Below are 22,709 nucleotides of genomic sequence, written 5' to 3' on the forward strand. Positions count from 1 at the left end.
CGCGAATCCGCAACGCGCCGCCCGATCCGGCGGTCGGCACGGATTAAGACATCGACCGGGCCAAGGGGCCGTGCAACCATCCGGGCGAGGGTTTCGCGGCCATGCATATCGATGCCTGGAACCCGGCAAGGCCGGGCGCCGGCCATACCGCGCCAGAGATTAAGGGGATTCGTCGTTGACGCATGAGGTGACCAACCAGCCTCCGCCTTTGTCGGGCGCCAATGCCTGGCGCGGCGACCCGCTGCTCGTCCAGCTATGCGAGGATTTCTCCGCCGAGGTCAGGAAGGATCTCGACGCCGTCGGCCGTTTCGCGATGTCGGCCGAGGCGCAGGACCTGGCGCGGCTGGCCAATTCGGAAGCGCCGCGGCTGCGCACCCACGACCGCTACGGCCACCGGCTCGACCAGGTCGAGTACCATCCCGCCTATCACGCGCTGATGCGCCGCTCGGTCGCCAACGGGCTGCATGCCTCGATCTGGGAGAACGGCCAGGCCGAGACCGGCCAGCGCCACCAGGTGCGCGGCGTGCGCTTTTTCATGACGGCGGGCCTGGAATGCGGCCATCTGTGCCCGATCACCATGACCAGCGCCTCGCTGGCCGCGCTGATGGCCTCGCCAAAACTGTTTCGCGAATGGGCGCCGCGCGTCACGACGCGCAAATACGACCAGTCGCAGCGTCCGCCGGTGGAAAAGGCCGGCCTGACGCTCGGCATGGGCATGACGGAAAAGCAGGGCGGCACCGACGTGCGCGCCAACACCACCCGGGCCGAACCGGTCGGCAAGGGGTTTTACCGCATCACCGGCCATAAATGGTTCATGTCGGCGCCGATGTGCGACGCGTTCCTGGTTCTGGCGCAGGCGCCGGAAGGCCTGTCCTGCTTCCTGGTGCCGCGGCTGCTCGGCGGCGGCGATAGCAACGGCTTCCGCCTCCAGCGCCTGAAGGACAAGCTCGGCAACCGCTCCAACGCGTCCTCCGAGGTCGAGTTCGTCAACGCGATCGGCGAACTGGTCGGCGAGCCCGGCGGCGGCGTGCGCACGATCATGGACATGGTCACCATGACCCGGCTCGACTGCGCCCTGGCGTCGGCCGGCATCATGCGCGCGGCGGTGAGCGAGGCCGTGCACCACACGCGCCACCGCGCCGTGTTCGGCGACAAGCTGGTCGACCAGCCGCTGATGATCCGCGTTTTGGCCGATCTCGCCCTCGACGTCGCCGCGGCCACGGCGCTGTCGTTGCGCCTGGCCCGCGCCTTCGACGAGGCGGCCGAGGATCGCGGCGCGGCCGCCTTTGCCCGCGCGATGACGCCGGTGGTCAAATACTGGGTGTGCAAGATCTGCCCGAGCGTCGTCTACGAGGCGATGGAGTGTCTCGGCGGCAACGGCTATGTCGAGGAGGCGCCGCTGGCGCGCCATTACCGCGAGGCGCCGCTCAACGCGATCTGGGAAGGATCGGGCAACGTGATGGCGCTCGATCTCTTGCGCGTCATCCAGCAGGCGCCGGCCCTTCTGGAAACGGTTCTGGACGGCATCGCCGCCGATCTCGGCGCGAGCGGACCGGGCACGACCGAGGTGCTGCGCGCGGCGATGGGCGTGGCGCGGTCCGACGAAGGGGCGGGCCGGATCCTGGCCGAGCAGCTCGCGCTTGCCGCCGCGGCCGCGGAACTGCGCCGGCTGGGCGCCGGCCACATCGCCGACGCCTTCGTGGAGACGCGGCTCGCCGGCCAGTGGCGCAGCACCTACGGCATGCTCGACGCCCGCCACGACGCGCGCATGATCGTCGACACGCTCTATCCCGAGCCGATATAGGCCACGAGCGTCAGCACGGCCGGGATCGACAGGAACGACACCGCCGTCTGCAGGGTGGTCACGGTGGCGTAGAGTTCGGCGTCGCCGCCGAGCTGGCGCGCCAGCAAAAACCCGTTCATCGCCGTCGGCACCGCCGCGCACAACGCCAGATAGCGCAGTTCGGGGCCGGTGACGCCGCACAGCATCGCCAGGCCGATCAGGAGCGCGGGATAGACGGCCAGTTTCAGCACCACCGGGATCCACACCGCCATGCGCGGGCGCAGCATCTCCGACGGGCGCAGGCCGGCGCCGATGGTCAACAGCCCCATGCCGAGCGCGGCGCGGCCGACCAGGTCGAAGGTCTGGTTGAGCGGGCCGTAGAGGTCAAACGGGGCGGCGCGCAGCACAAGCGCGGCCGTTGAGGCGAGAATCAGCGGGTTGCGCGCCACCGAGCGCACGACATAACCCCACGGCGCGCTCCGGTCGGCAAAACGCGTCACCACCGCGACCGACTGGACGTTGATGGGAATGATGATCGCCGCCATCACCAGCGCGACGACGGCAACGCCGGCGGCGGGAAAGATGCGCTCGGCGATCGCCAGCGCCATAAAGCCGTTCCAGCGCACCGAGGTCTGGAAGATGGAGGAAAATTCCGGCGCCGTCGCCAGCCCGCCGGCGCGCAGCACCGGCCACAGCGCCAGGGTGAGGGCGCCCATCGCCACGATCGACAGGACCAGCGCCAGGATCATGGCATCGAGCTGCAGGCCGGAAAAATCGGCGTTCAGGATCGTGACGAACAAAAGCGCGGGATAGAGGAACCAGAAGCCGAGCTTTTCCAGCCCCGGCCAGGCCGCGTCGTCGACCAGCGGCAGCCGGCGCAACAGATTGCCGGCGACCAGAAGCAGAAAGATCGGCAGGGTGCTTTCGAAGGTGGCGAGCATGCGGGCAGGGACTTTCCGGTGGATGTTGCCGGGTTTTAGTGCGGTTGACCGCGAAATGGAAACGCCCGTCGGCCCGATCCCGCCACCGGGCCCGCGCCGGGCCGACCCCGTTAACCTTAACAAATGGTTTGCATTGCGGCCGTGCGGCCGGCCCGGCACTGTGCGGCGGACAGATCGGATGACGATGAAGAAGATTCTTTCCCTATTTGTTCTGGCCTTCTGGTCGGCGTTTTTCGGCATGTTGGCCTTTATCGCGCTCACCGATGACGGCGGCGCGGCGGCGCTCGTTTACCGCGCGCTCGACCTCGGCCCGTGGACGGCGCGTCCGACGCCGATCGATTCACCGCTATACGCCAGCGCGCTCGCCTTCGGCACGATCCTGGCCGCCGTGCTTTTTGTCTGGACCCTGCTGTCGGCCCTGTTCGAAAAGGCCGATGCCAACAGCGATACCGACGACCTTGCGCGGCTGGCCTTCGGCGCGGGAACCGGCCTGATGACGGTGCTGATGGCGGCAGGTACGGCGATCGGCGGGCAGGGCGCGTTCGTTGCCGCCTCGATCCACGTCGTTGCGCTGCTGGTGTCCTTTCTGGCCATGCGGGCTGAAGCGCGCCACGCCGTCGCGGCCAGCCCGGCAAGGCCGCAGATCCACCCCGACGGCCTGTCGCAGCAGCCGGCCGTGCGCCTGATGGCGCTCGGGGCCGCGCATAATTCCATGCTTTCGAAACTCTCGGGCCGCCCCGGCGCGAGCGGAAAACGGCAGAGCTGATGCGTTACATTCTGGGTTTCTGGGCGGTGCCGATGGGCCTTTTCTGGTCCTGGTTCCTGCTTGCGTCGAACGACTGGAATTTCGGCATGCTGTTTTTCAGCCGCGTGCTTTTCGATCATGTCTTCGACGTCTACGGCCAGATCACCGGGATCGCGCCGGACCAGTTGCCGGCGCTGATCGCCCGCGCCTGCGTCGTCGACACGTTTTTGATCTTCGGCATCCTCGCCTTCCGCCGCAGAAAAAAGATCGCCGCCTGGATCGCGGCCCGGCGCGAGGCTCAGCCGCAGGAAGCGTCCGCGCCCAGGGCCTGAAGCCTGTCGAGCACGCCCTGCAGGATGAAGGCGGCCGCGGCCGAATCGATGCGCCCGCTGCGCTTCTTGCGCGACACGTCCATTTCGATCAGCGCCCGCTCGGCCGCCACCGTCGACAGTCTCTCGTCCCAGAAGGCGAACGGCAGCGCGCTTACCCGCTGCATGTTGCGCACAAAAGCCCGGCTTGCCTGCGCGCGCGGACCCTCGCTGCCGTCCATGTTGATCGGAAGCCCCATGATCACCGCGCCGACGTCGTCGGCGGCGAAGGCGCGCGCCAGCGCCTCGGCGTCGCGGCTGAACTTGCCCCGCGCCAGCACCTGACGCGGGTGGGCAAAGGACAGGCTCTTGTCGGACACGGCAAGCCCGACCGTCTTTTCGCCGAGATCGAGCGCGGCGAGCGTGCGCCCCGGCTCGAGGGCGGCGGGCAGGTCGTCGATCGAAATTATCGGCATCGGGCCAAGCATCCTTTTCTCCACGCGCCGTCATGGTCTAAACCCTACGTGGCGCGACAATCATAGTCATAGTGGAGAGGTTCGATGAAAATCACCTGGTACGGGCATTCGGCGTTTCGCGTCGAGGCGGGCGGGGCCACGATCCTGATCGACCCGTTCCTGACCGGCAACCCGTCCTGCACCGCAACCGTGAACGATGTCGCCGAAGGAGTCAGCCATGTGCTCTTGACCCACGGCCACAACGACCATGTCGGCGACGCGCTCGAAATCCTGGGAAAGACCGGCGCCATGCTGGTCGCGAATTTCGAGATATGTATGTATCTGGTCGGCCAGGGCGTGGACGACGGCAAGATCAACCCCGGCAATCATGGCGGTACGGTGGAGTGCGGCGGTTTCACCACCACCTTCGTCAACGCGCTGCATTCCTCGTCCTTCGGCGGCGAGGGCGGCGCCAACACCTATCTGGGCAATCCGGCCGGTCTGGTGCTGCATTTTCCAAACGACAAGACGCTCTACCACATGGGCGACACCGACATCTTTTCCGACATGGCGCTGATCAACGAATTGCACGCGCCGCAGATCGGCCTGGTGCCGATCGGCGACCGCTTCACCATGGGCGGGGCGGTGGCCGCGCTCGCCTGCCAGCGTTTCTTCAAGTTCGAGAGCGTGATTCCGTGCCATTACGGCTCCTTCCCGGTCATCGACCAGACGCCGGACAAGTTCGTCGCCGGCATGGACGGGTCCGGGGTCAAGGTCATCGTGCCGCAGAGCGGCGAAGCGGTGCAGCTTTAACGGCCGGCCCGGCGCCGGCGCACGCGGTTGCACCGGCCGGCGCCGACGGCTATAGCGCGGCTGGCGCCGCCCGCTGCAAGGCGGGCGGCTGAGGTCCGTTGAGGAGAAGTTCATGTCCGTCGATCCCGACACCGTCAAACGCGTGGCGCGTCTTGCCCGTATCGCCGTCACCGGCGAGGAGGCCGAACGCATGACCGGAGAACTCAACACGATCCTGGGTTTCGTCGAGCAGTTGAACGAGGTCGACGTGACCGGCGTCGAACCGATGACCTCGGTCATTCCGATGACGATGAAAAAGCGCCGCGACGTCGTCACCGACGGCGACCGCGCCGAGGATGTCGTCGCCAACGCGCCGGCCTCGGAAGAAAACTTCTTCCTGGTTCCCAAGGTCGTCGAGTAGCGCCGATGGAGGTGTCGATCGCCATCGAGACCCCGCTGCAGGACGATGTGCGCGCGCTGGTTGCCGACCTCAACGCCTATATGATTCCGCTGACGCCGCGCGAGTTCCAGTTCCAGCTCACCGTCGAGGAGATGGCGGCCCCCGACATCACGCTGTTCGTGGCCCGGGACGCCGAGGGCCGGGCGGTCGGCATGGGCGCGCTCAAGGATCACGGCCAGGGGCTGGGCGAGGTGAAGCGCATGTATACGCTGCCGAGCCTGCGCGGCCACCGGCTCGGATCCCGGTTGCTGGAGGCGATCGAGGCGCTGGCGCACAAAAAGCGGATCGGGCTTCTGGTTTTGGAGACCGGCGACGCGCCGGGCTTCGAGCCGGCCTGGCGGCTCTACGAGCGCGGCGGGTTCGCCGCCTGCGGCGCCGTGCTCGACTATCCCGATTCCGGCTACTCGAAATTCTATCAGAAAAGCATTGGCCAATGACCGTGAGCGAACTGACCCGACTGACCATTGCCGAGGCGCGCGCCAGGCTGCGCGGACGCGACGTCTCCGCCGCCGAGCTGACCGAGGCCTATCTTGAGGCGATCGAGGCCGCCAACCCGGCGCTCAACGCCTATGTGGTCATCACGCACGACAAGGCGCGCGCCATGGCGGCCGCCTCCGATGCGCGGCTGGCCGCCGGCGAGGGCGGCGCGCTGGAAGGAATCCCGCTCGGCATCAAGGACCTGTTCGCCACCGAGGGCGTGCACACCCAGGCCTGCAGCCATGTTCTCGATTCCTTCAAGCCGCGCTACGAATCCACCGTGACCGCCAATCTGTGGGCCGACGGCGCGGTCATGCTCGGCAAGCTCAACATGGACGAGTTCGCCATGGGCTCGTCGAACGAGACCTCCTATTACGGCCCGGTCAAGAACCCGTGGCGGGCCAAGGGCTCCAATCTCGACCTGGTGCCGGGCGGTTCGTCGGGCGGCTCGGCGTCGGCGGTGGCGGCATTCCTGTGCGCCGGCGCGACCGCGACCGACACCGGCGGCTCGATCCGCCAGCCGGCCGCCTTTACCGGCACGGTCGGCATCAAGCCGACCTATGGCCGCTGCTCGCGCTGGGGCACGGTCGCGTTCGCCTCCTCGCTCGACCAGGCCGGCCCGATCGCCCGCGACGTGCGCGACGCGGCGATCCTGCTCGGCTCGATGGCCTCCGTCGACGACAAGGACACGACCTCGGTCGACCGGCCGGTGCCCGACTACGAGGCCGCGATCGGCAAGTCGGTGAAGGGCATGCGGATCGGCGTGCCGAAGGAATACCGCCTCGACGGCATGCCCGAGGAGATCGAGGCCCTGTGGCAGAAGGGCATCGACTGGATGCGCGATGCCGGCGCCGAGATCGTCGACATCTCGCTGCCGCACACCAAATACGCGCTGCCGGCCTATTATATCGTCGCCCCGGCCGAGGCCTCGTCGAACCTGGCGCGCTATGACGGCGTGCGCTACGGGCTGCGCGAGGCCGGCGCCGACATTACCGACCTCTACGAAAAGACGCGCGCGGCCGGCTTCGGCCGCGAGGTCAAGCGGCGCGTGATGATCGGCACCTATGTGCTGTCGGCCGGTTATTACGACGCCTATTACGTGCGCGCGCAAAAGGTGCGCACGCTGATCAAGCGCGATTTCGAAACCGTGTTCGCCGACGGCGTCGACGCCATCCTGACGCCGGCGACGCCATCGGCCGCCTTCGGCATCGCCGACCAGGACATGGCCGCCGATCCGGTGAAAATGTACCTGAACGACATTTTCACGGTGACGGTCAACATGGCCGGCCTGCCGGGCATCGCCGTGCCCGCCGGTCTCGACGCAAACGGCCTGCCGCTCGGCCTGCAATTGATCGGGCGGCCGTTCGAAGAGGAAACGCTGTTCCAGGCCGGCCACGTCATCGAGCAGGCGGCGGGCCGGTTTTCGCCCGAGCGCTGGTGGTAGGGCCGGTCGGGCCGGCCTGAACCGGCCCGGTCGCCGCGATCGCGGCCTCTTCAATCCGGCACGGAAAGGTTTTAGCGTGCCGGCGAGGGAGGATCGCCGATGCCGAAAAACACCGCGCCGCAACCGGGCGAGGGGCGCTTTGCGCCCGTGGACGAGATCTGCCGGCTGGGCGTGGCCGATCTGGTCAAAAAAATCCGCGGGCGGTCCGTGTCGGTCGCCGAGGTCGCGGCCGCCTATCTCGACCGGATCGAGACCGTCAACGGCCACGTCAACGCGCTGGTCTCGCTGCGCCCGGCCGGCGACGTCCTGCGCGAGGCGGACCGCGCCGATGCGCGGCTGGCCGCCGGCGAGAGCGTCGGCGCCCTGTTCGGCGTGCCGCTCGCGGTCAAGGATCTCGCCCAGACCAAGGGGCTGCGCACCACCTTCGGCTCGCCGCTTTTTTCCGCCCACGTGCCGGATGTCGACGACTATTTCGTCGAGCGGCTGCGCGCGGCCGGCGCGATCCTGATCGGCAAGACCAACGTGCCGGAATTCGGTTTTGGCTCCAACACCTATAATCAAGTCTTCGGCGCGACGGCGAATGCCTACGATCCCGCGCTGACGGCCGGCGGGTCGAGCGGCGGCGCGGCGGTGGCGCTGGCGCTGCACATGCTGCCGGTCGCCGACGGCAGCGACATGGGCGGCTCGCTGCGCAACCCGGCCGCCTACAACAATGTCTACGGCTTTCGCCCCTCGCAGGGCCGGGTGCCCGGCGGCCCGGCGCCGGACGCGTTCGTGGCCCAGATGGGCGTCGACGGGCCGATGGGCCGCAGCGTGCGCGACATGGCGCTGCTGTTGTCGGTGCAGGCCGGCTACGACCCGCGCGCGCCGCTGTCGCTCGGCGGCGAAGGCGATTTCGCGGCCGGGCTCGCGCCGCGGGTCGAGGGCGCGCGGATCGCCTGGCTGGGCGATCTGGGCGGGCATCTGGCGCTCGAGCCCGGCATTGGCGAACTGTGCACCGCCGCGCTGCGGCTTTTGCAGAACGAAGGCGCGCAGGTCGATGATTTTACGCCGAAATTCGATTTCGAGGCACTGTGGCAGGCCTTCGTCACGCTGCGCCATTTCACCAGCGGCAGCGCGCTCAAGATCCACTATGACGACGCGCAAAAACGCGCCCTGATGAAGCCGGAGGCGATTTTCGAGGTCGAGGGCGGGCTCGACCTGCGCGCCGAGCGGATTTTTGCCGCCTCGCAGCGGCGCACGGAGTGGTACCGCCACGTGGTCGGCCTGTTCGAGCGCTTCGATTTTCTGGCCGCGCCGACGGCGCAGGTGTTTCCGTTTTCCCTCGAGCGCCACTGGCCCGACGCGATCGCCGGCCGGGCGATGGACAGCTATCATCGCTGGATGGAGGTCTGCGCGCTCGCCACCATGGCCGGCTGTCCGGCCGTCAACGTGCCGGTCGGCTTCGACGCGCGGGGACGGCCGATGGGCATGCAGCTGATCGGGCGCCCGCGCGGCGACCAGGCCGTGCTCGATCTTGCCGCCGGCTACGAGCGCCTCACGCCCTGGGGCGTGCGCTGAGGCGCTTCGACAAGGCGCGGCTCAGGCGCCGATCGGCACTTTCAGCTCCTGGCCGACGACGATCAGGTCCGGGTCGCTGATCAGCTGCGGATTGGCGCGGGCGATCCGTTGATAGAGGCCGGCGTCGCCATAAGCGTCGCGGGCGATCTTCGATAAGGTGTCGCCGGCTTCGACAACATGCAGCCGGTAGCCGACATAGTTGGCCACGATGCGCGGGCCGTAGATCACCGGCACGATCACCTTGTTGATCTCGGCGCCGTCGCGCGCGCTCGTCTCGAACAGTTCGACGAACAGCCGGTCGAGCTGGAAGGCGGCGTCGCCGATCGCGGCCGCGACCTGGAACTGGCCGTGTTCGCCGGTGCCGCCGCCGACGGTGACGAAACCCGTGCGTTCGTCGTGGCCGTCATGGACGCGCCAGTCGAGCGTCGCCTCGAAGCCGCTGCCCGCGCCGGCGATCAGCACCGGATCGCCGACGAGGTCGAAGGGCTGCGGCTGCTGGACGCGATTCTTCACGATCAGGGACATGGCGATACCTCCATGCCGCGATCCTAGAACTTCCCGCGCTGCCGTCTGCGACGAACTTCACGCATGGCGGCGGCGCAGACGCTCACAGCGGGATGTTGTCGTGTTTCTTCCAGGGATTTTCGAGGTCCTTGTTGCGCAGCATCCTAAGCGCGCGGGCGACGCGCTTGCGGGTCGAATGCGGCATGATCACCTCGTCGACATAACCGCGCTCGGCGGCCACGAAGGGCGACAGGAACCGGTCTTCGTACATTTTGGTGTGGGCGGCGATCTTGTCGGGGTCGCCGAGATCCTTGCGGAAAATGATCTCCACCGCGCCCTTGGCGCCCATCACCGCGATCTGCGCCGTCGGCCAGGCATAGTTGATGTCGCCGCGCAGATGCTTTGACGCCATCACGTCGTAGGCGCCGCCGAAGGCCTTGCGGGTGATGATGGTGATCTTGGGCACGGTCGCCTCGGCATAGGCAAACAGGAGCTTGGCGCCGTGCTTGATCAGCCCGCCATATTCCTGGCTGGTGCCGGGCAGGAAGCCGGGCACGTCGACGAAGGTGACGATCGGGATCGAGAAACAGTCGCAAAACCGCACGAAACGGGCCGCCTTGCGGCTGGCGTCGCTGTCGAGCACGCCGGCCAGCACCAGCGGCTGGTTGGCGACGAAGCCGACCGTGCGGCCCTCGACGCGGCCGAAGCCGGTGACGATGTTCTTGGCGAAGGCTTCCTGGATCTCGAAGAAATCGCCTTCGTCGCAGGTTTTCAGGATCAGTTCCTTGATGTCATAGGGCTTGTTGGCGTTGTCGGGCACCAGCCGGTCGAGCGACAGGTCCGGCTCGTCGATCGGCTGATGAACCTCGATCTCCGGCACGGGCGCGGTGTTGGAGGCCGGCAGAAGGTCGATCAGGCGGCGCATCTGCAACAGCGCCTCGACATCGTTATCGTAGGCGCCGTCGGCGATCGAGGACTTGACCGTGTGGATGGAGGCGCCGCCGAGTTCCTCGGCCGTCACCGTCTCGTTGGTGACGGTCTTGACCACGTCGGGACCGGTGACGAACATATAGGCGGTGTCGCGCACCATGAAGATGAAGTCGGTCATCGCCGGCGAATAGACGTCGCCGCCCGCGCACGGGCCCATGATCACCGAAATCTGCGGGATCACGCCGGAGGCGAGCACGTTGCGCTGAAAAATCTCGGCATAACCGCCGAGCGCGGCGACGCCCTCCTGGATGCGCGCGCCGCCGGCGTCGTAAATGCCGATGATCGGCGCCCGGTTGCGCAGCGCCATGTCCTGGACCTTCTGCACCTTTTCGGCATGCGCCTCCGACAGCGAGCCGCCGAACACGGTGAAATCCTTGGCGAAGATGAACACCGTGCGGCCGTTGACGGTGCCCCAGCCGGTGACCACGCCGTCACCGGCGATTTTGGTCTTGTCCATGCCGAAATCGGTCGAGCGGTGTTCGACGAACATGTCGAACTCCTCGAACGAGCCCTCGTCGAGGAAGATGTCGATGCGCTCGCGCGCCGTCAGCTTGCCGCGCTTGTGCTGGGCGTCGATGCGCTCCCGGCCGCCGCCCTGGCGGGCGATGCTGCGACGACGCTCGAGCTCTACCAGGACTTCCTTCACCGACGATCCTCCCCTGCGCGAATATTACGGGCTTTCGTCTAGCATGCGCGACGGCATTGGCAAGCCAGTAGGGTAATGTCGGCCGACGAAAAAGACCGGCCGCGCGGGCCGGGTCCCGGGCGCGGTGTCTGCCCTACCAGGTGCCGGTGTTGGGCATCGACGCCCACGGTTCCTTTGCGGGCAGGGGATCGCCCTCCTGCAACAATTCGATCGAAATTGCGTCGGGCGATTTGACGAACGCCATGTGGCCGTCGCGCGGCGGACGGTTGATCGTCACGCCCTTGTCCATCAAATGCTGGCAGGTCTGGTAGATATCGTCGACCCGGAAGGCGAGATGGCCGAAATTGCGCCCGCCCTGATAGGTCTCGGGATCCCAATTATAGGTCAGCTCCAGGAGCGGGGCGCTGGTTTCGGCCGCCTGCGCCTTGTCCTTCGGCGCGGCCAGAAAGATCAGGGTGAAGCGGCCCTTGTCGTTGTCGACGCGCCGCACTTCCTCGAGCCCGAGCGACCCGCAATAAAAAGCCAGCGATCGATCGATGTCGGAAATCCGGACCATCGTGTGCAGATAACGCATGTTTTGGTTCCCTGTGCGCGGTTGAAGGCGATGCCGCTGATATGGGCCGGGCCGGCCGGGTTGGCAACACGCGCGCGCGGCTCCCGGCGGGCTCTCCCCGATCCGGACTTTTGCCGCGCGGCGACCGCCGCGGCGATTTTCACCGTTCTGGCCGCAACCACGGCCAATTCAGGCATTCGGCGACAAATTCTTGGCGAAGCTTGCGCGGGGCTTGTATGAACTGGCGATAACTTCAAAAAAATGGTGGCAAGCTGCTGACAGCGGCCGGCAGGGTGTTATCCTTTCATCAAGAATCAGTCTGGTCCGTGATGGAAGGTGCGTTCGGATGGGGGACAAGTCCTCTTCTGGGGAGAGGGATGCGGTCAGGTCGGCGGCGCTGGGCGCAGCGGATAGCGGGCAGGCCACCGACCTTGTCGAGATTGCCGGATCGATCAAATGGTTCGATGTCGCCAAGGGCTATGGCTTCATCCTTCCCGACGAGGCCCATTACGGCGACGTCCTCATCCACGTGACATGCCTGCGCCGCGACGGCTTCGGCACCGCCATGGAGGGCGCGCGCGTGGCCTGCCTGATCAGGCGCGGCGAGCGTGGTTTCCAGTGCTTCAAGGTCCTGTCGATGGATTTGAGCACGGCCACGCACCCCCAGGACCAGGAGGCCGCGCGCACCCGCACCACGGTGACGCCGCAAAGCGGCATCGAACGCGCCATCGTCAAATGGTTTAACCGCACCAAGGGATTCGGCTTCCTGACCCGCGGCGAGGGAACCGAGGACATTTTTGTCCACATGGAGACGCTGCGCCAGTACGGCATTGCCGAATTGCGGCCGGGCCAGGTGGTGCTGGTGCGCTACGGACAATCCGACAAAGGCCTTATGGCTGCCGAAATCTACCCGGATGTTGGGACGCTTCCGCTCACCAACTGACCGGGTCCGAACCAAATGACATTGTTTTTCCGGCTGGCGCTCGCGGTGACGTTGCTTGCCCTATCGGCGCTGGCGGCGCCGATCCATCGCCCAGCCACGGCGCAGACCGGCGGCCGGGCCCAGCAGCTTGCCGTCCACCCGTCGGCGCTGGTCGTCGAGGCGGCCGGCGGCGAGCGGGCGTTTTCGGTCGAGATCGCGGCCCGTCCCGACGAGCGCAGCCGGGGGCTGATGTACCGCAAGACGATGCCGGCCGACCGGGGCATGCTGTTCGTGTTCGAAGAGACCCGCCCGGTCGGGTTCTGGATGCAAAACACCAGCCTGCCGCTCGATCTTGTGTTCATATCCGAGCGCGGCCGCATCCGGGCGATCCTGCCGGGCCGGCCGTTTTCCACCGATCTGATCTCGGCCGACGAGCCGGTCCGATTTGTGCTTGAACTCAATGCCGGCATTGCGCAAAAGACGGGGATCAAGGTCGGCGATCGCGTGCGCCATCCGATCATCGAGTCGGTTACGCGCGGGCGTTGACCGCACGCACGGAAGCCGGATCGCGCATGCAGCATTTTTCCCATGACGGTTTCGATCTGGCCTATCTGGACGAGGGCGCGGGCGACCCGGTGCTGCTCGTTCACGGTTTTGCCTCCAATATGCGCGTCAACTGGGTCGCGCCCGGCTGGGTCAAGACTCTGACGGAGGCCGGCTACCGGGCAATCGCGCTCGACAATCGCGGCCACGGCGCCTCGTCCAAGAGCCATCGTCCCGCCGATTACCATCCCGACAAGATGGCCGCGGACGCGGCTGCGCTGCTCGACCATCTCGGCCTCGAACGGGCGCATGTGATGGGCTATTCGATGGGCGCGCGGGTTGCCGCCTTCATGGCACTGGCCTTTCCCGAAAAAGTGGCCACGCTGGTGTTTGGCGGGCTGGGTAGCGGCATGGTGGAGGGCGTGGGCGCATGGGATACCATCGCCGACGCGCTGACCGCCGCCGATCCGGCGACGATCACCGATGCGCGCGCCAAAATGTTCCGCAGCTTCGCCGACCAGACCAAGAGCGACCGCCAGGCGCTGGCGGCCTGTATCGAGACGTCGCGCCAACTGCTTGCGCGCGAGGACGTGGCGCGCATCGCCCAGCCGACGCTGGTCGCGGTCGGCACCACCGACGACATTGCCGGCTCGCCCGAGGCGCTGGCCGCGCTGATGACCAACGCCAGCGCCTTTGCGATCGAGGGCCGCGATCACATGCTGTCCGTCGGCGACCGTACGTTCAAGAAACGGGCCCTGGCGTTTTTCCAGGAGAATCCGCTGTGAGCGAACCGCATCGTCTGGAATTCTCCGGCGTCGAGAACAACCGGCTTGTCGCCGATTTCTGGGACGGGCGCGGGCACCCGGTGCTGTTTTTCCACGGCGGCGGCCAGACCCGCCGCGCCTGGGACCTGACCGCGCGCCGCGTTGCCCAGGCAGGCATGCGCGCCATCACCGTCGACCTGCGCGGCCATGGCGAAAGCGCCTGGGTGGAGAGCGGCAGATACAGGTTTTCCGACTTCGCCGACGACGTCGCCGCCGTCATCCGCCAGACGGCCGAGCGTTTTCACGCCGCGCCCTCGGCCGTCGGCGCCTCGCTCGGCGGCCTGTCGGCGCTCGCCGCGGAGGTGGGCGGCGGGCCGCTGCTGGAGGCGCTGGTGCTGGTCGACATCACCCCGCGCATGGACCCCGACGGCGTCGCCAAGATCCAGGGCTTTATGGCCGAGCGCATGGACGAGGGCTTCGCCACGCTGGAGGACGCCGCCGACGCCATCGCCTCCTATCTGCCGCATCGCAAGCGGCCGCGCTCGCTCGAGGGGCTGCGCAAGAATCTGCGCCTGGGCGAGGACGGACGCTATCGCTGGCACTGGGACCCGGCCTTCATGCGCGGCGACAACACCATCAACGACAATGCGCGCGAATTCGCCGAAGGCCTGATCGGCGCGTTGCCGCAACTGCACCTGCCGGTGCTTCTGGTGCGCGGCATGAATTCGGAACTGGTGCAGGAGGATTTCGCCCGCGAATTCGTCGAGCAGGCGCCGAACGCGTCCTATGTCGACGTATCGGGAGCCGGCCACATGGTGGCGGGCGACAAGAACGATCTGTTCTGCAACGCGGTGCTGGAGTTCCTGACCGACCGCCAGGCGGCCTGAGGGTTTTCGTCAGCGCCGGTCTTCCAGCCTCTCTTTCAGGAATGCGAGATAGCGCCGGCGGCTGTCGGCGGCCGCCGCCGGATTGCCGCCGACAGTCTTCGCGCCGCCCACGCCGGGAACTTTTTGCCGCGGCAGGCCGGGCAGGTCGAAGGAATGGTGCGCGCCGCGATAGGCAACGATGCGTGCCGGACGGGAGCCCGAAACCGGGCGCAGGCGCGTGCAGCGATCGGCCGGCGTCCAGTCGTCGGCGAGGCCGGCCAGGATGAGCACCGGCGCGGCGAAACGGCTCCTGCCGTTCCCGCCATAACCCTCGGCGCACCAGGGATAATAGGCCACGATCGCCGCGAAGCGGCGGCCGGCGCCGGCCGCTATTTCGAGCGCGACCGAACCGCCAAAACTCTGGCCGAGAAAGGCCAGCCGCCGCGCATCGACGCGCCGAAGCCGTCCGAGCCGCGCCGCCGCGTCGGCGATGTCGGCTGGAACCGCTTGCGTCAACCGCGCCAGCAGGGCCGGGCGGGCGCAGATCGTGTCGAGCCCGCGCGGCGACAACACATCGACGATCGCCGCCGCGAAGCCGGCCGCATTGAGCGCGCGGGCATGGGCGCGCAGACCGCGCGCGACGGCCGGCGGGCGGTTGCCGCTGCAGCCCGGCATGACGATCACGGCCGGAACCGGGCCGTCGCCGGCCGGATAATGCACCGTCATCGCCCAGCCGTCGCCAGCGATCCGTTCCGACGCGGCCGCAGCCGGCGGTATTGCGGCGCCCAGCGCCAGAACAACGACCAGGATGAGAAACGATGTCAGGCGTTCGGGTCTGCTCATGCGGTTTTAAACCACGGTTTGCCTTCTGGCGCACGCGGTCCCTGGAGAGCCGGGTCGCGGACGCTTTTCGGCTTGGACCAAGACCCGATGCTTTCGCAAGGCCGGTCCGGGTTTTAAACTCAAGCGAACACTGGCAAGAAGGCGAACGCTCGCAAGAAGGATGACATGATGGCCGCTCCCGATTTTCCCGTCTTCGACCTGTCGCGGTTCGAAAACGCCGCGCCCGAGGAACGTCGGCGGCTCGGCGCCGAGGTCGACGCGATCTGCCGCAATACCGGCTTTCTGGCCGTCAGTGGCCACGGCGTTCCGCAGGCGACCATCGACAAGGCCTGGAACGCGGCCCGCGATTTCTTCGACCGCCCGGCCGAGGAGAAAAACGAGGCGCGCGCGCCTTATGCCGGTTATCCCTACGGCTATCTCGGGCCGCAATCCGAGGCGCTGGCCAAGTCGCGCAATGTCGACACGCCGCCCGACCTAAAGGAGAGTTTCAACGGCGGGCCGGCCGCCGTGCCCGGTGGACTGACCGACAAGGACGCGCTCGCCTTTTGCTATGCCGAGACGATCTGGCCGGTGGCGCCCGACGGGTTTCGCGAGGCCTGGCAGGCCTATTACGCGGCGATGGAGGATCTGGCCGCGCGCATCATGCGCGTCTTCGCCGTGGCGCTCGACCTGCCGGAAAGCTTTTTCGCCGCCGCGATCGACCGGCCGATCAGCGCCCTGCGCGCGCTCAACTATCCTGACCAGGAGACGCCGCCCGAGCCGGGACAATTGCGCGCCGGCGCCCACACCGATTACGGCAGCCTGACCATCCTGCTGCCGCAGGCCGGTTCGGGCGGGCTGGAGATTTTTACGCCGGAAGGCGAGTGGCGCGCCGTGCCGCCGGTGCCGGGCGCCTTCGTCATCAATATCGGCGACCTGATGGCGCTGTGGACCAACGACCGCTGGGTCTCGACGCTGCACCGGGTGGTCAACCCCGAGCCGGACGGATCGGGCTCGTCGCGCCGCCAGTCCTTCGCCTTTTTCCACCAGCCGAACTGGGACTACGAGATCGCCTGCATCCCGTCCTGCCTGGAGCCCGGCACGACGGCGAAATACGAGCCGGTTCTGTCGGGGCCCTATCTGATGGGCAAGTTCAAGTCGACGGTGAAGGCGGCCTGACAGGGGCTGCCCGGTGCCGGCCAGTCCCGTGGCCGCAGACGGGGCGCGTTCCGGCCCCCGCTGTGGCGCGCCGCGCATTGCCTTTTGACCGGCTTGCGTTAAGACAAGCGCGATTTTCCGCCGCAGCGAGGGATACCCGACCATGACCGCCATCATCGACATTATCGGCCGCGAAATTCTCGACAGCCGGGGCAACCCGACCGTTGAGGTCGACGTGGTGCTGGAGGACGGCTCGATGGGCCGCGCCGCCGTGCCCTCGGGCGCCTCGACCGGCGCGCACGAGGCGGTCGAGCTGCGCGACGGCGGCCAGCGTTATCTCGGCAAGGGCGTCGAGCGCGCCGTCGACGCGGTCAATGGCGAGATTTTCGACGCGCTGTCGGGCATGGAGGCCGAGCAGCAGCTTCATCTCGACCAGATCATGATCGAGCTCGACGGCACGCCCAACAAGAGCCGCCTGGGCGCCAATGCCATTCTGGGCGTGTCGCTGGCGCTGGCCAAGGCGGCGGCCGAGGCCTCCGGCCTGCCGCTCTACCGCTATGTCGGCGGCGCCGGCGCGCATGTTTTGCCCGTGCCGATGATGAACATCGTCAATGGCGGCGCGCATGCCGACAACCCGATCGATTTCCAGGAATTCATGATCATGCCGCTCGGCGCCGACAGTTTCCGCGAGGGGCTGCGCTGGGGCGCGGAGATCTTCCACACGCTGAAAAACGCCCTCAAGGACGCCGGCCACAACACCAATGTCGGCGACGAGGGCGGGTTTGCCCCCAACATCAAGAACGCCCAGGCCGCGCTCGACTTCGTCATGGCCTCGATCGAAAAGGCCGGTTACCGGCCCGGCGACGACGTGGCGATCGCGCTCGACTGCGCGGCGACCGAGTTCTTCAAGGACGGCGACTATGTCTATGCCGGCGAGAAGAAGACCCGCAACCCCAAGGCGCAGGCCAAATATCTGGCCAAGCTCGTGGCCGATTATCCGATCATCTCGATCGAGGACGGCATGGCCGAGGACGACTGGGAGGGCTGGAAGCAGCTGACCGATCTCGCCGGCAAGAATTGCCAGCTGGTCGGCGACGATCTGTTCGTTACCAATTCGGCGCGGCTGCGCGACGGCATCAAGATGGGGGTCGCCAACTCGATCCTGGTCAAGGTCAACCAGATCGGCACGCTGTCGGAAACGCTCGACGCGGTCGAGACCGCGCACAAGGCGCGCTACACGGCGGTGATGTCGCACCGCTCGGGCGAGACCGAGGATGCCACCATCGCCGACCTGGCCGTGGCGACCAATTGCGGGCAGATCAAGACCGGCTCGCTGGCCCGCTCCGACCGGCTTGCCAAATACAATCAGCTGCTGCGCATCGAGGAAGAGCTCGGCCGCCAGGCGCGCTACGCCGGCACGTCGATCCTGCGCGGCTGATTATGGTGTTTTGACGCGGCGCAGGGAGCGCCGCGTAACCGGGCGTTAAGCACGCCGCAGGCATGGTGGCGGGGAAAGGATTCCCCGCCCATGTGGACGCGTCAGCACAAGAAGCGCAACAGCGGCAAGTTGATCGTGCCGGCGCTGGCCGCACTGTTTTTGAGCTATTTCGGCTATCACGCCTTCAACGGCGAGTTCGGCATCTATGCCAAATACCGCCTGGAAGAGCGCACCCTCGAAATGCAAAAGACGCTCGCCGAAACCACCGCGCGCCGGCTGGCGCTGGAGGAGCGCGTGGCGCTGATGCGCGACGGCACGCTGGAGCGCGACATGCTCGACGAGCAGGCGCGGCGCGCGCTCAACATGTCGGCCGCCGACGAGATCACCATCATGCGGCCGTTCGAAAACCTCAATTAACTCAAACCGAGTTAATATTTGATAATTTCAAGGATTAGAACGGTTTAGCTGCATGTCAGCCATGCGCATTTTCGCATGGCCGTTTTCGATCGCCCATGCTAGCTTCCTAACAAGAATGTGGGAGGTAGGATCATGCCGCCTCCCGTGTGTCCGCCAAAGAGACGCCATCAGGGAGTGATGCATGACCGCAGCGCCGAAACGGACGAAGCGCAGCCCGTCGAAATCCAAATCCGAAAGCGGCCTGGCCCCGGCCATGAGCGCGCCCAAACCCGCCAGTTTCTCCAAGCAGGACGAGCTTGACGCCTATCGCGGCATGCTGTTGATCCGCCGCTTCGAGGAAAAGGCCGGCCAGCTCTACGGCATGGGCTTCATTGGCGGTTTCTGCCACCTGTATATCGGCCAGGAGGCGGTGGTCACCGGGCTGAAGATGGCGATGGAGGACGGCGATCAGATGATCACCGCCTATCGCGATCACGGTCACATGCTGGCCATGGACATGTCGCCGCGCGGGGTGATGGCCGAGCTGACAGGGCGCCGCGGAGGTTACTCCAAGGGCAAGGGCGGCTCGATGCACATGTTCTCCAAGGAAAAGAACTTCTACGGCGGGCACGGCATCGTCGGCGCGCAGGTCTCGCTCGGCACCGGGCTCGCCTTCGCCAACCGCTATCGCGACGTGAAGGCGGTGTCGCTGACCTTCTTCGGCGACGGCGCGGCCAATCAGGGCCAGGTCTATGAAAGCTTCAACATGGCCTCGCTGTGGAAGCTGCCGGTGATCTACGTCATCGAGAACAACCGCTACGCCATGGGCACCTCGGTGGCGCGCTCGTCGGCCGAAACCGATTTTTCCCATCGCGGCATTTCCTTCAAGATCCCCGGCATCCAGGTCGACGGCATGGACGTGCGCGCCGTCAGGTCGGCCGGCGAGATGGCGCTGGCGCATTGCCGCGACGGCAAGGGGCCGATCATCCTGGAGATGATGACCTATCGCTATCGCGGCCATTCCATGTCCGACCCGGCAAAATACCGCTCCAAGGACGAAGTGCAGAAAATGCGCTCCGAGCACGATCCGATCGAGCAGGTCAAGGCGCGTCTCGTCGACAAGAAGTGGGCCGACGAGGACGAGCTGAAGGCGATCGACAAGGAGGTGCGCGAGATCGTCGCCGACGCGGCCGAATTCGCCCAGACCGACCCGGAACCGGACGTGTCCGAGCTCTATACCGACATCGTGATCTGAGGGAGGGGCGCCATGCCGATCGAAATTCTCATGCCGGCCCTGTCTCCGACCATGGAAGAGGGCAACCTGGCCAAATGGCTGAAGAAGGAGGGCGACGCCGTCAGCGCCGGCGACGTGATCGCCGAGATCGAGACCGACAAGGCGACCATGGAGGTCGAGGCGGTCGACGAGGGCACGCTGGGCAAGATCCTGGTCGAAGAGGGCGCGGAGGGCGTCAAGGTCAACACGCCGATCGCCGTGCTGCTTGAAGAGGGCGAAAGCGCCGACGATATCGGCAAGGCGGGCGGCGCCAAGCCGGACGGCAAGGCCGATCAAGAGGCCTCCGAGCCGGCGGTCGCGGAAAAACCGGCCGCAACCGGCGATGACGCAGTCGCCGACATGGACGCGCGCCGCGTGCCCGGCGAAGGCAAGGTGCATCCCGAGCCGAAAAAGGTGGATGTGGCCTCCGATCCCGACATTCCAGACGGCACGGAGATGGTGCCGACCACCGTGCGCGAGGCCCTGCGCGACGCCATGGCCGAGGAGATGCGCCGCGACGAGGACGTCTTCGTCATGGGCGAGGAGGTCGCCGAGTACCAGGGCGCCTACAAGATCACGCAAGGGCTCTTGCAGGAATTCGGCGCCCGGCGCGTCGTCGACACCCCGATCACCGAACACGGCTTCGCCGGCGTCGGCGTCGGCGCGGCGATGGCCGGCCTGAAGCCGATCGTGGAATTCATGACCTTCAACTTCGCCATGCAGGCGATCGACCAGATCGTCAATTCCGCCGCCAAGACGCTTTACATGTCGGGCGGGCAGATGGGCGCGCCGATCGTGTTTCGCGGGCCGAACGGCGCGGCCGCGCGCGTCGCCGCCCAGCACTCGCAATGTTATGCCGCCTGGTACAGCCACATCCCCGGACTGAAGGTCGTGCAGCCTTATACGGCCGCCGACGCCAAGGGGTTGTTGAAGGCGGCGATCCGTGATCCGAACCCGGTGATCTTCCTGGAAAACGAGATCCTTTACGGCCAGACCTTCGACGTGCCCAAGCTCGACGATTTCGTGCTGCCGATCGGCAAGGCGCGGGTTCAAAAGCAGGGCACGGACGCCACCATCGTCTCGTTCGGCATCGGCATGACCTATGCGGTCAAGGCGGCCGAGGAGCTGGCGGGCGAGGGGATCGACGTCGAGGTGATCGATCTGCGGACCATCCGGCCGCTGGATCTCGATACGGTGATCGAATCGGTCAAGAAGACCAACCGCCTGGTGACGGTGGAGGAAGGTTTTCCGCAATCCTCGGTCGGCGACCACATTGCCAGCCAGGTCATGCAGCGCGCCTTCGACTGGCTCGACGCGCCGGTGGTGACGGTGTGCGGCAAGGACGTGCCGATGCCCTATGCCGCCAATCTGGAAAAACTGGCCCTGCCCAACGTGGCCGAGGTCGTCCAGGCGGTGAAAGCCGTCAGCTACAAGGCCTAGGGAGGGCGAGACGATGCCGATCAACATCACCATGCCGGCGCTTTCGCCCACCATGGAAGAGGGCAATCTCGCCAAATGGCTGGTCAAGGAGGGCGACCAGGTCGCGCCCGGCGACGTGATCGCCGAGATCGAGACCGACAAGGCGACGATGGAGGTCGAGGCGGTGGACGAAGGCACGGTGGCGAAAATCGTCGTGCCGGAAGGCACCGAGGGCGTGAAGGTCAACGCGCTGATCGCCGTGCTGGCCGGCGAGGGCGAAGACGCCGCCGACGCGGCCAAAGCCGCCGCGAGCGGCGGCAACGGCGGCGGCAAGACCGACACCAAGGCCGAGCCGAAATCGGACGCCAAAGCCGAAGCGAAGGCGGAAAGTTCCGACGCGGCGCTGGCCAAGCCGGCCGCAGGTTCTGGCGGCGCGGACAAGGAAGCAGCGGCCAAGGCCGCGATCCCCGACGACGTGAAGGCCGGCCCGGCGCCGCGCAAGGACGGCGAACGGATCTTCGCCTCGCCGCTCGCGCGCCGCATCGCCCAGAACGAGGGTGTCGACCTGGCCGCCATTGCCGGATCGGGGCCGCACGGGCGGATCGTCAAGGCGGACGTGGAAGCGGCCGCCGCCGACGGTGGCGCCAGGAAGCCGGCCGAGGCCAAGGCGGCGCCGGCCGCCGCTCCGGCGGCCAAGCCGATGTCGGACGACGCGGTGCTGAAACTGTTCGAGGACGGCTCCTACGAACTCGTCCCGCACGACAATATGCGCAAGACGATCGCGCGCCGGCTGGTCGAGGCGAAATCGACGATCCCGCATTTCTACCTGACGATCGACTGCGAGATCGACGCGTTGCTGGCGCTGCGCAAGCAGCTCAACGACGCCGCGCCCACGGTCAAGACCGACAAGGGCGAAGAACCCGCCTACAAGCTGTCGGTCAACGACATGGTCATCAAGGCGATGGCGCTGGCGCTGAAGGCGGTGCCGGAGGCGAACGTGTCGTGGACCGACGCCAATATGGTCAAGCACAGCCATGCCGATGTCGGCGTGGCGGTGTCGATCCCCGGCGGGCTGATCACGCCGATCGTGAAAAAGGCCGAGCAGAAGACGCTGTCGACCATTTCCAACGAGATGAAGGACCTGGCCGCGCGCGCCAGGACCCGCAAGCTCAAGCCCGAGGAATATCAGGGCGGCACGACGGCGGTGTCCAATCTGGGCATGTTCGGCATCAAGGATTTTTCCGCCGTCATCAATCCGCCGCACGCCACCATCCTGGCGGTCGGCGCCGGCGAACAGCGCGCGGTGGTCAAGGACGGCGCGCTGGCCGTGGCCACGATCATGTCGGCGACCTTGTCGACCGACCATCGCGCCGTCGACGGGGCGCTGGGCGCTGAACTACTCGCCGCCTTCAAGCGGTTCGTGGAACATCCGATGTCGATGCTGGTCTAG

General features: G+C 66.9%; 24 protein-coding genes. 18 read left to right on the forward strand and 6 right to left on the reverse strand.

What is annotated here, in order from left to right; all coding sequences use genetic code 11:
- Positions 1–175 precede the first annotated feature (175 nt).
- Complete coding sequence (locus ACT2B0_RS08140; RefSeq protein WP_473463402.1) at positions 176–1,804, forward strand: acyl-CoA dehydrogenase family protein; 1,629 nt, start codon at positions 176–178, stop codon at positions 1,802–1,804.
- Here the strand turns inward: ACT2B0_RS08140 and ACT2B0_RS08145 are convergent.
- Entirely contained in the window at positions 1,786–2,724 is a 939-nt protein-coding gene (locus ACT2B0_RS08145; RefSeq protein WP_348054242.1) for an AEC family transporter, read from the reverse strand. The genes ACT2B0_RS08140 and ACT2B0_RS08145 overlap by 19 nt on opposite strands.
- Between ACT2B0_RS08145 and ACT2B0_RS08150 the strand changes: the two genes are divergently transcribed.
- Positions 2,723–3,490, forward strand: a complete 768-nt coding sequence (locus ACT2B0_RS08150; protein ID WP_473463405.1) for a hypothetical protein — start codon at positions 2,723–2,725, stop codon at positions 3,488–3,490. The genes ACT2B0_RS08145 and ACT2B0_RS08150 overlap by 2 nt on opposite strands.
- Positions 3,490–3,801, forward strand: a complete 312-nt coding sequence (locus ACT2B0_RS08155) for a DUF6105 family protein (RefSeq protein WP_473463407.1) — start codon at positions 3,490–3,492, stop codon at positions 3,799–3,801. The genes ACT2B0_RS08150 and ACT2B0_RS08155 overlap by 1 nt, the downstream gene beginning before the upstream one ends.
- On the opposite strand, the gene ruvX is transcribed toward ACT2B0_RS08155, so the two are convergent.
- Positions 3,768–4,253, reverse strand: a complete 486-nt coding sequence (gene ruvX, locus ACT2B0_RS08160) for a Holliday junction resolvase RuvX (RefSeq protein WP_473463410.1) — start codon at positions 4,251–4,253, stop codon at positions 3,768–3,770. The two genes, ACT2B0_RS08155 and ruvX, sit on opposite strands and share 34 nt — an antisense overlap.
- A gap of 84 nt (positions 4,254–4,337) precedes the next feature.
- Here ruvX and ACT2B0_RS08165 point away from each other — a divergent pair, with 84 nt between their 5' ends.
- From ACT2B0_RS08165 to ACT2B0_RS08185, 5 genes are all read left to right on the forward strand, one after another.
- Positions 4,338–5,045: a metal-dependent hydrolase gene (locus ACT2B0_RS08165; RefSeq protein WP_473463412.1), complete on the forward strand. Its 708-nt coding sequence runs from the start codon at positions 4,338–4,340 to the stop codon at positions 5,043–5,045.
- A gap of 112 nt (positions 5,046–5,157) precedes the next feature.
- A complete protein-coding gene (gene gatC / locus ACT2B0_RS08170) occupies positions 5,158–5,445 on the forward strand; it encodes an Asp-tRNA(Asn)/Glu-tRNA(Gln) amidotransferase subunit GatC (RefSeq protein WP_348054236.1) in 288 nt (95 codons plus the stop codon).
- 5 nt (positions 5,446–5,450) lie between these two features.
- Positions 5,451–5,921: a GNAT family N-acetyltransferase gene (locus ACT2B0_RS08175; RefSeq protein ID WP_473463415.1), complete on the forward strand. Its 471-nt coding sequence runs from the start codon at positions 5,451–5,453 to the stop codon at positions 5,919–5,921.
- Positions 5,918–7,405, forward strand: coding sequence for an Asp-tRNA(Asn)/Glu-tRNA(Gln) amidotransferase subunit GatA (gatA, locus tag ACT2B0_RS08180; RefSeq protein ID WP_473463417.1), 1,488 nt, complete (start codon positions 5,918–5,920; stop codon positions 7,403–7,405). The genes ACT2B0_RS08175 and gatA overlap by 4 nt, the downstream gene beginning before the upstream one ends.
- Before the next feature lie 99 nt (positions 7,406–7,504).
- Complete coding sequence (locus ACT2B0_RS08185; protein WP_473463420.1) at positions 7,505–8,965, forward strand: amidase; 1,461 nt, start codon at positions 7,505–7,507, stop codon at positions 8,963–8,965.
- Between the two features lie 21 nt (positions 8,966–8,986).
- Here the strand turns inward: ACT2B0_RS08185 and ACT2B0_RS08190 are convergent, their stop codons facing one another.
- The 3 genes from ACT2B0_RS08190 to ACT2B0_RS08200 form a co-directional block, all read right to left on the reverse strand.
- On the reverse strand, positions 8,987–9,490 hold the full coding sequence (locus tag ACT2B0_RS08190; protein WP_473463423.1) for a LysM peptidoglycan-binding domain-containing protein: 504 nt from the start codon (positions 9,488–9,490) through the stop codon (positions 8,987–8,989).
- Positions 9,491–9,572: 82 nt separating this feature from the next.
- A complete protein-coding gene (locus tag ACT2B0_RS08195; protein ID WP_348054227.1) occupies positions 9,573–11,105 on the reverse strand; it encodes an acyl-CoA carboxylase subunit beta in 1,533 nt (510 codons plus the stop codon).
- Positions 11,106–11,238: 133 nt separating this feature from the next.
- Entirely contained in the window at positions 11,239–11,679 is a 441-nt protein-coding gene (locus ACT2B0_RS08200) for a VOC family protein (RefSeq protein WP_473463425.1), read from the reverse strand.
- A 325-nt stretch (positions 11,680–12,004) separates the two neighbouring features.
- On the opposite strand from ACT2B0_RS08200, the gene ACT2B0_RS08205 reads away from it, so the two are divergent.
- From ACT2B0_RS08205 to ACT2B0_RS08220, 4 genes are read left to right on the forward strand one after another with little or no spacing between them, the layout of a single operon-like run.
- The gene (locus tag ACT2B0_RS08205; protein ID WP_473465864.1) at positions 12,005–12,601 is read left to right on the forward strand and encodes a cold-shock protein; all 597 of its coding nucleotides are present in this window, start codon (positions 12,005–12,007) and stop codon (positions 12,599–12,601) included.
- Positions 12,602–12,616: 15 nt separating this feature from the next.
- Complete coding sequence (locus ACT2B0_RS08210; RefSeq protein WP_473463427.1) at positions 12,617–13,126, forward strand: DUF192 domain-containing protein; 510 nt, start codon at positions 12,617–12,619, stop codon at positions 13,124–13,126.
- 26 nt (positions 13,127–13,152) lie between these two features.
- Positions 13,153–13,908, forward strand: coding sequence for an alpha/beta fold hydrolase (locus ACT2B0_RS08215; protein ID WP_473463430.1), 756 nt, complete (start codon positions 13,153–13,155; stop codon positions 13,906–13,908).
- Complete coding sequence (locus tag ACT2B0_RS08220; protein WP_473463432.1) at positions 13,905–14,774, forward strand: alpha/beta fold hydrolase; 870 nt, start codon at positions 13,905–13,907, stop codon at positions 14,772–14,774. The genes ACT2B0_RS08215 and ACT2B0_RS08220 overlap by 4 nt, the downstream gene beginning before the upstream one ends.
- Positions 14,775–14,783: 9 nt before the next feature.
- Here the strand turns inward: ACT2B0_RS08220 and ACT2B0_RS08225 are convergent, their stop codons facing one another.
- Positions 14,784–15,596, reverse strand: coding sequence for a dienelactone hydrolase family protein (locus ACT2B0_RS08225; RefSeq protein WP_348054216.1), 813 nt, complete (start codon positions 15,594–15,596; stop codon positions 14,784–14,786).
- 165 nt (positions 15,597–15,761) lie between these two features.
- Here ACT2B0_RS08225 and ACT2B0_RS08230 point away from each other — a divergent pair, with 165 nt between their 5' ends.
- From ACT2B0_RS08230 to ACT2B0_RS08255, 6 genes are all read left to right on the forward strand, one after another.
- Positions 15,762–16,754 (forward strand): isopenicillin N synthase family dioxygenase, encoded by a 993-nt coding sequence (locus ACT2B0_RS08230; protein WP_473463435.1) that lies wholly within the window; start codon positions 15,762–15,764, stop codon positions 16,752–16,754.
- Positions 16,755–16,896: 142 nt separating this feature from the next.
- Entirely contained in the window at positions 16,897–18,171 is a 1,275-nt protein-coding gene (eno, locus tag ACT2B0_RS08235) for a phosphopyruvate hydratase (protein ID WP_348054213.1), read from the forward strand.
- A gap of 90 nt (positions 18,172–18,261) precedes the next feature.
- Positions 18,262–18,588 (forward strand): FtsB family cell division protein, encoded by a 327-nt coding sequence (locus ACT2B0_RS08240; RefSeq protein ID WP_348054212.1) that lies wholly within the window; start codon positions 18,262–18,264, stop codon positions 18,586–18,588.
- Between the two features lie 181 nt (positions 18,589–18,769).
- Entirely contained in the window at positions 18,770–19,822 is a 1,053-nt protein-coding gene (gene pdhA / locus ACT2B0_RS08245; RefSeq protein ID WP_431192141.1) for a pyruvate dehydrogenase (acetyl-transferring) E1 component subunit alpha, read from the forward strand.
- A 12-nt stretch (positions 19,823–19,834) separates the two neighbouring features.
- The gene (locus ACT2B0_RS08250) at positions 19,835–21,280 is read left to right on the forward strand and encodes a pyruvate dehydrogenase complex E1 component subunit beta (protein WP_473463439.1); all 1,446 of its coding nucleotides are present in this window, start codon (positions 19,835–19,837) and stop codon (positions 21,278–21,280) included.
- Between the two features lie 13 nt (positions 21,281–21,293).
- A complete protein-coding gene (locus tag ACT2B0_RS08255) occupies positions 21,294–22,709 on the forward strand; it encodes a pyruvate dehydrogenase complex dihydrolipoamide acetyltransferase (protein ID WP_473463442.1) in 1,416 nt (471 codons plus the stop codon).

The sequence above is a fragment of the Nitratireductor sp. J20-h4 genome, assembly GCF_056780505.1.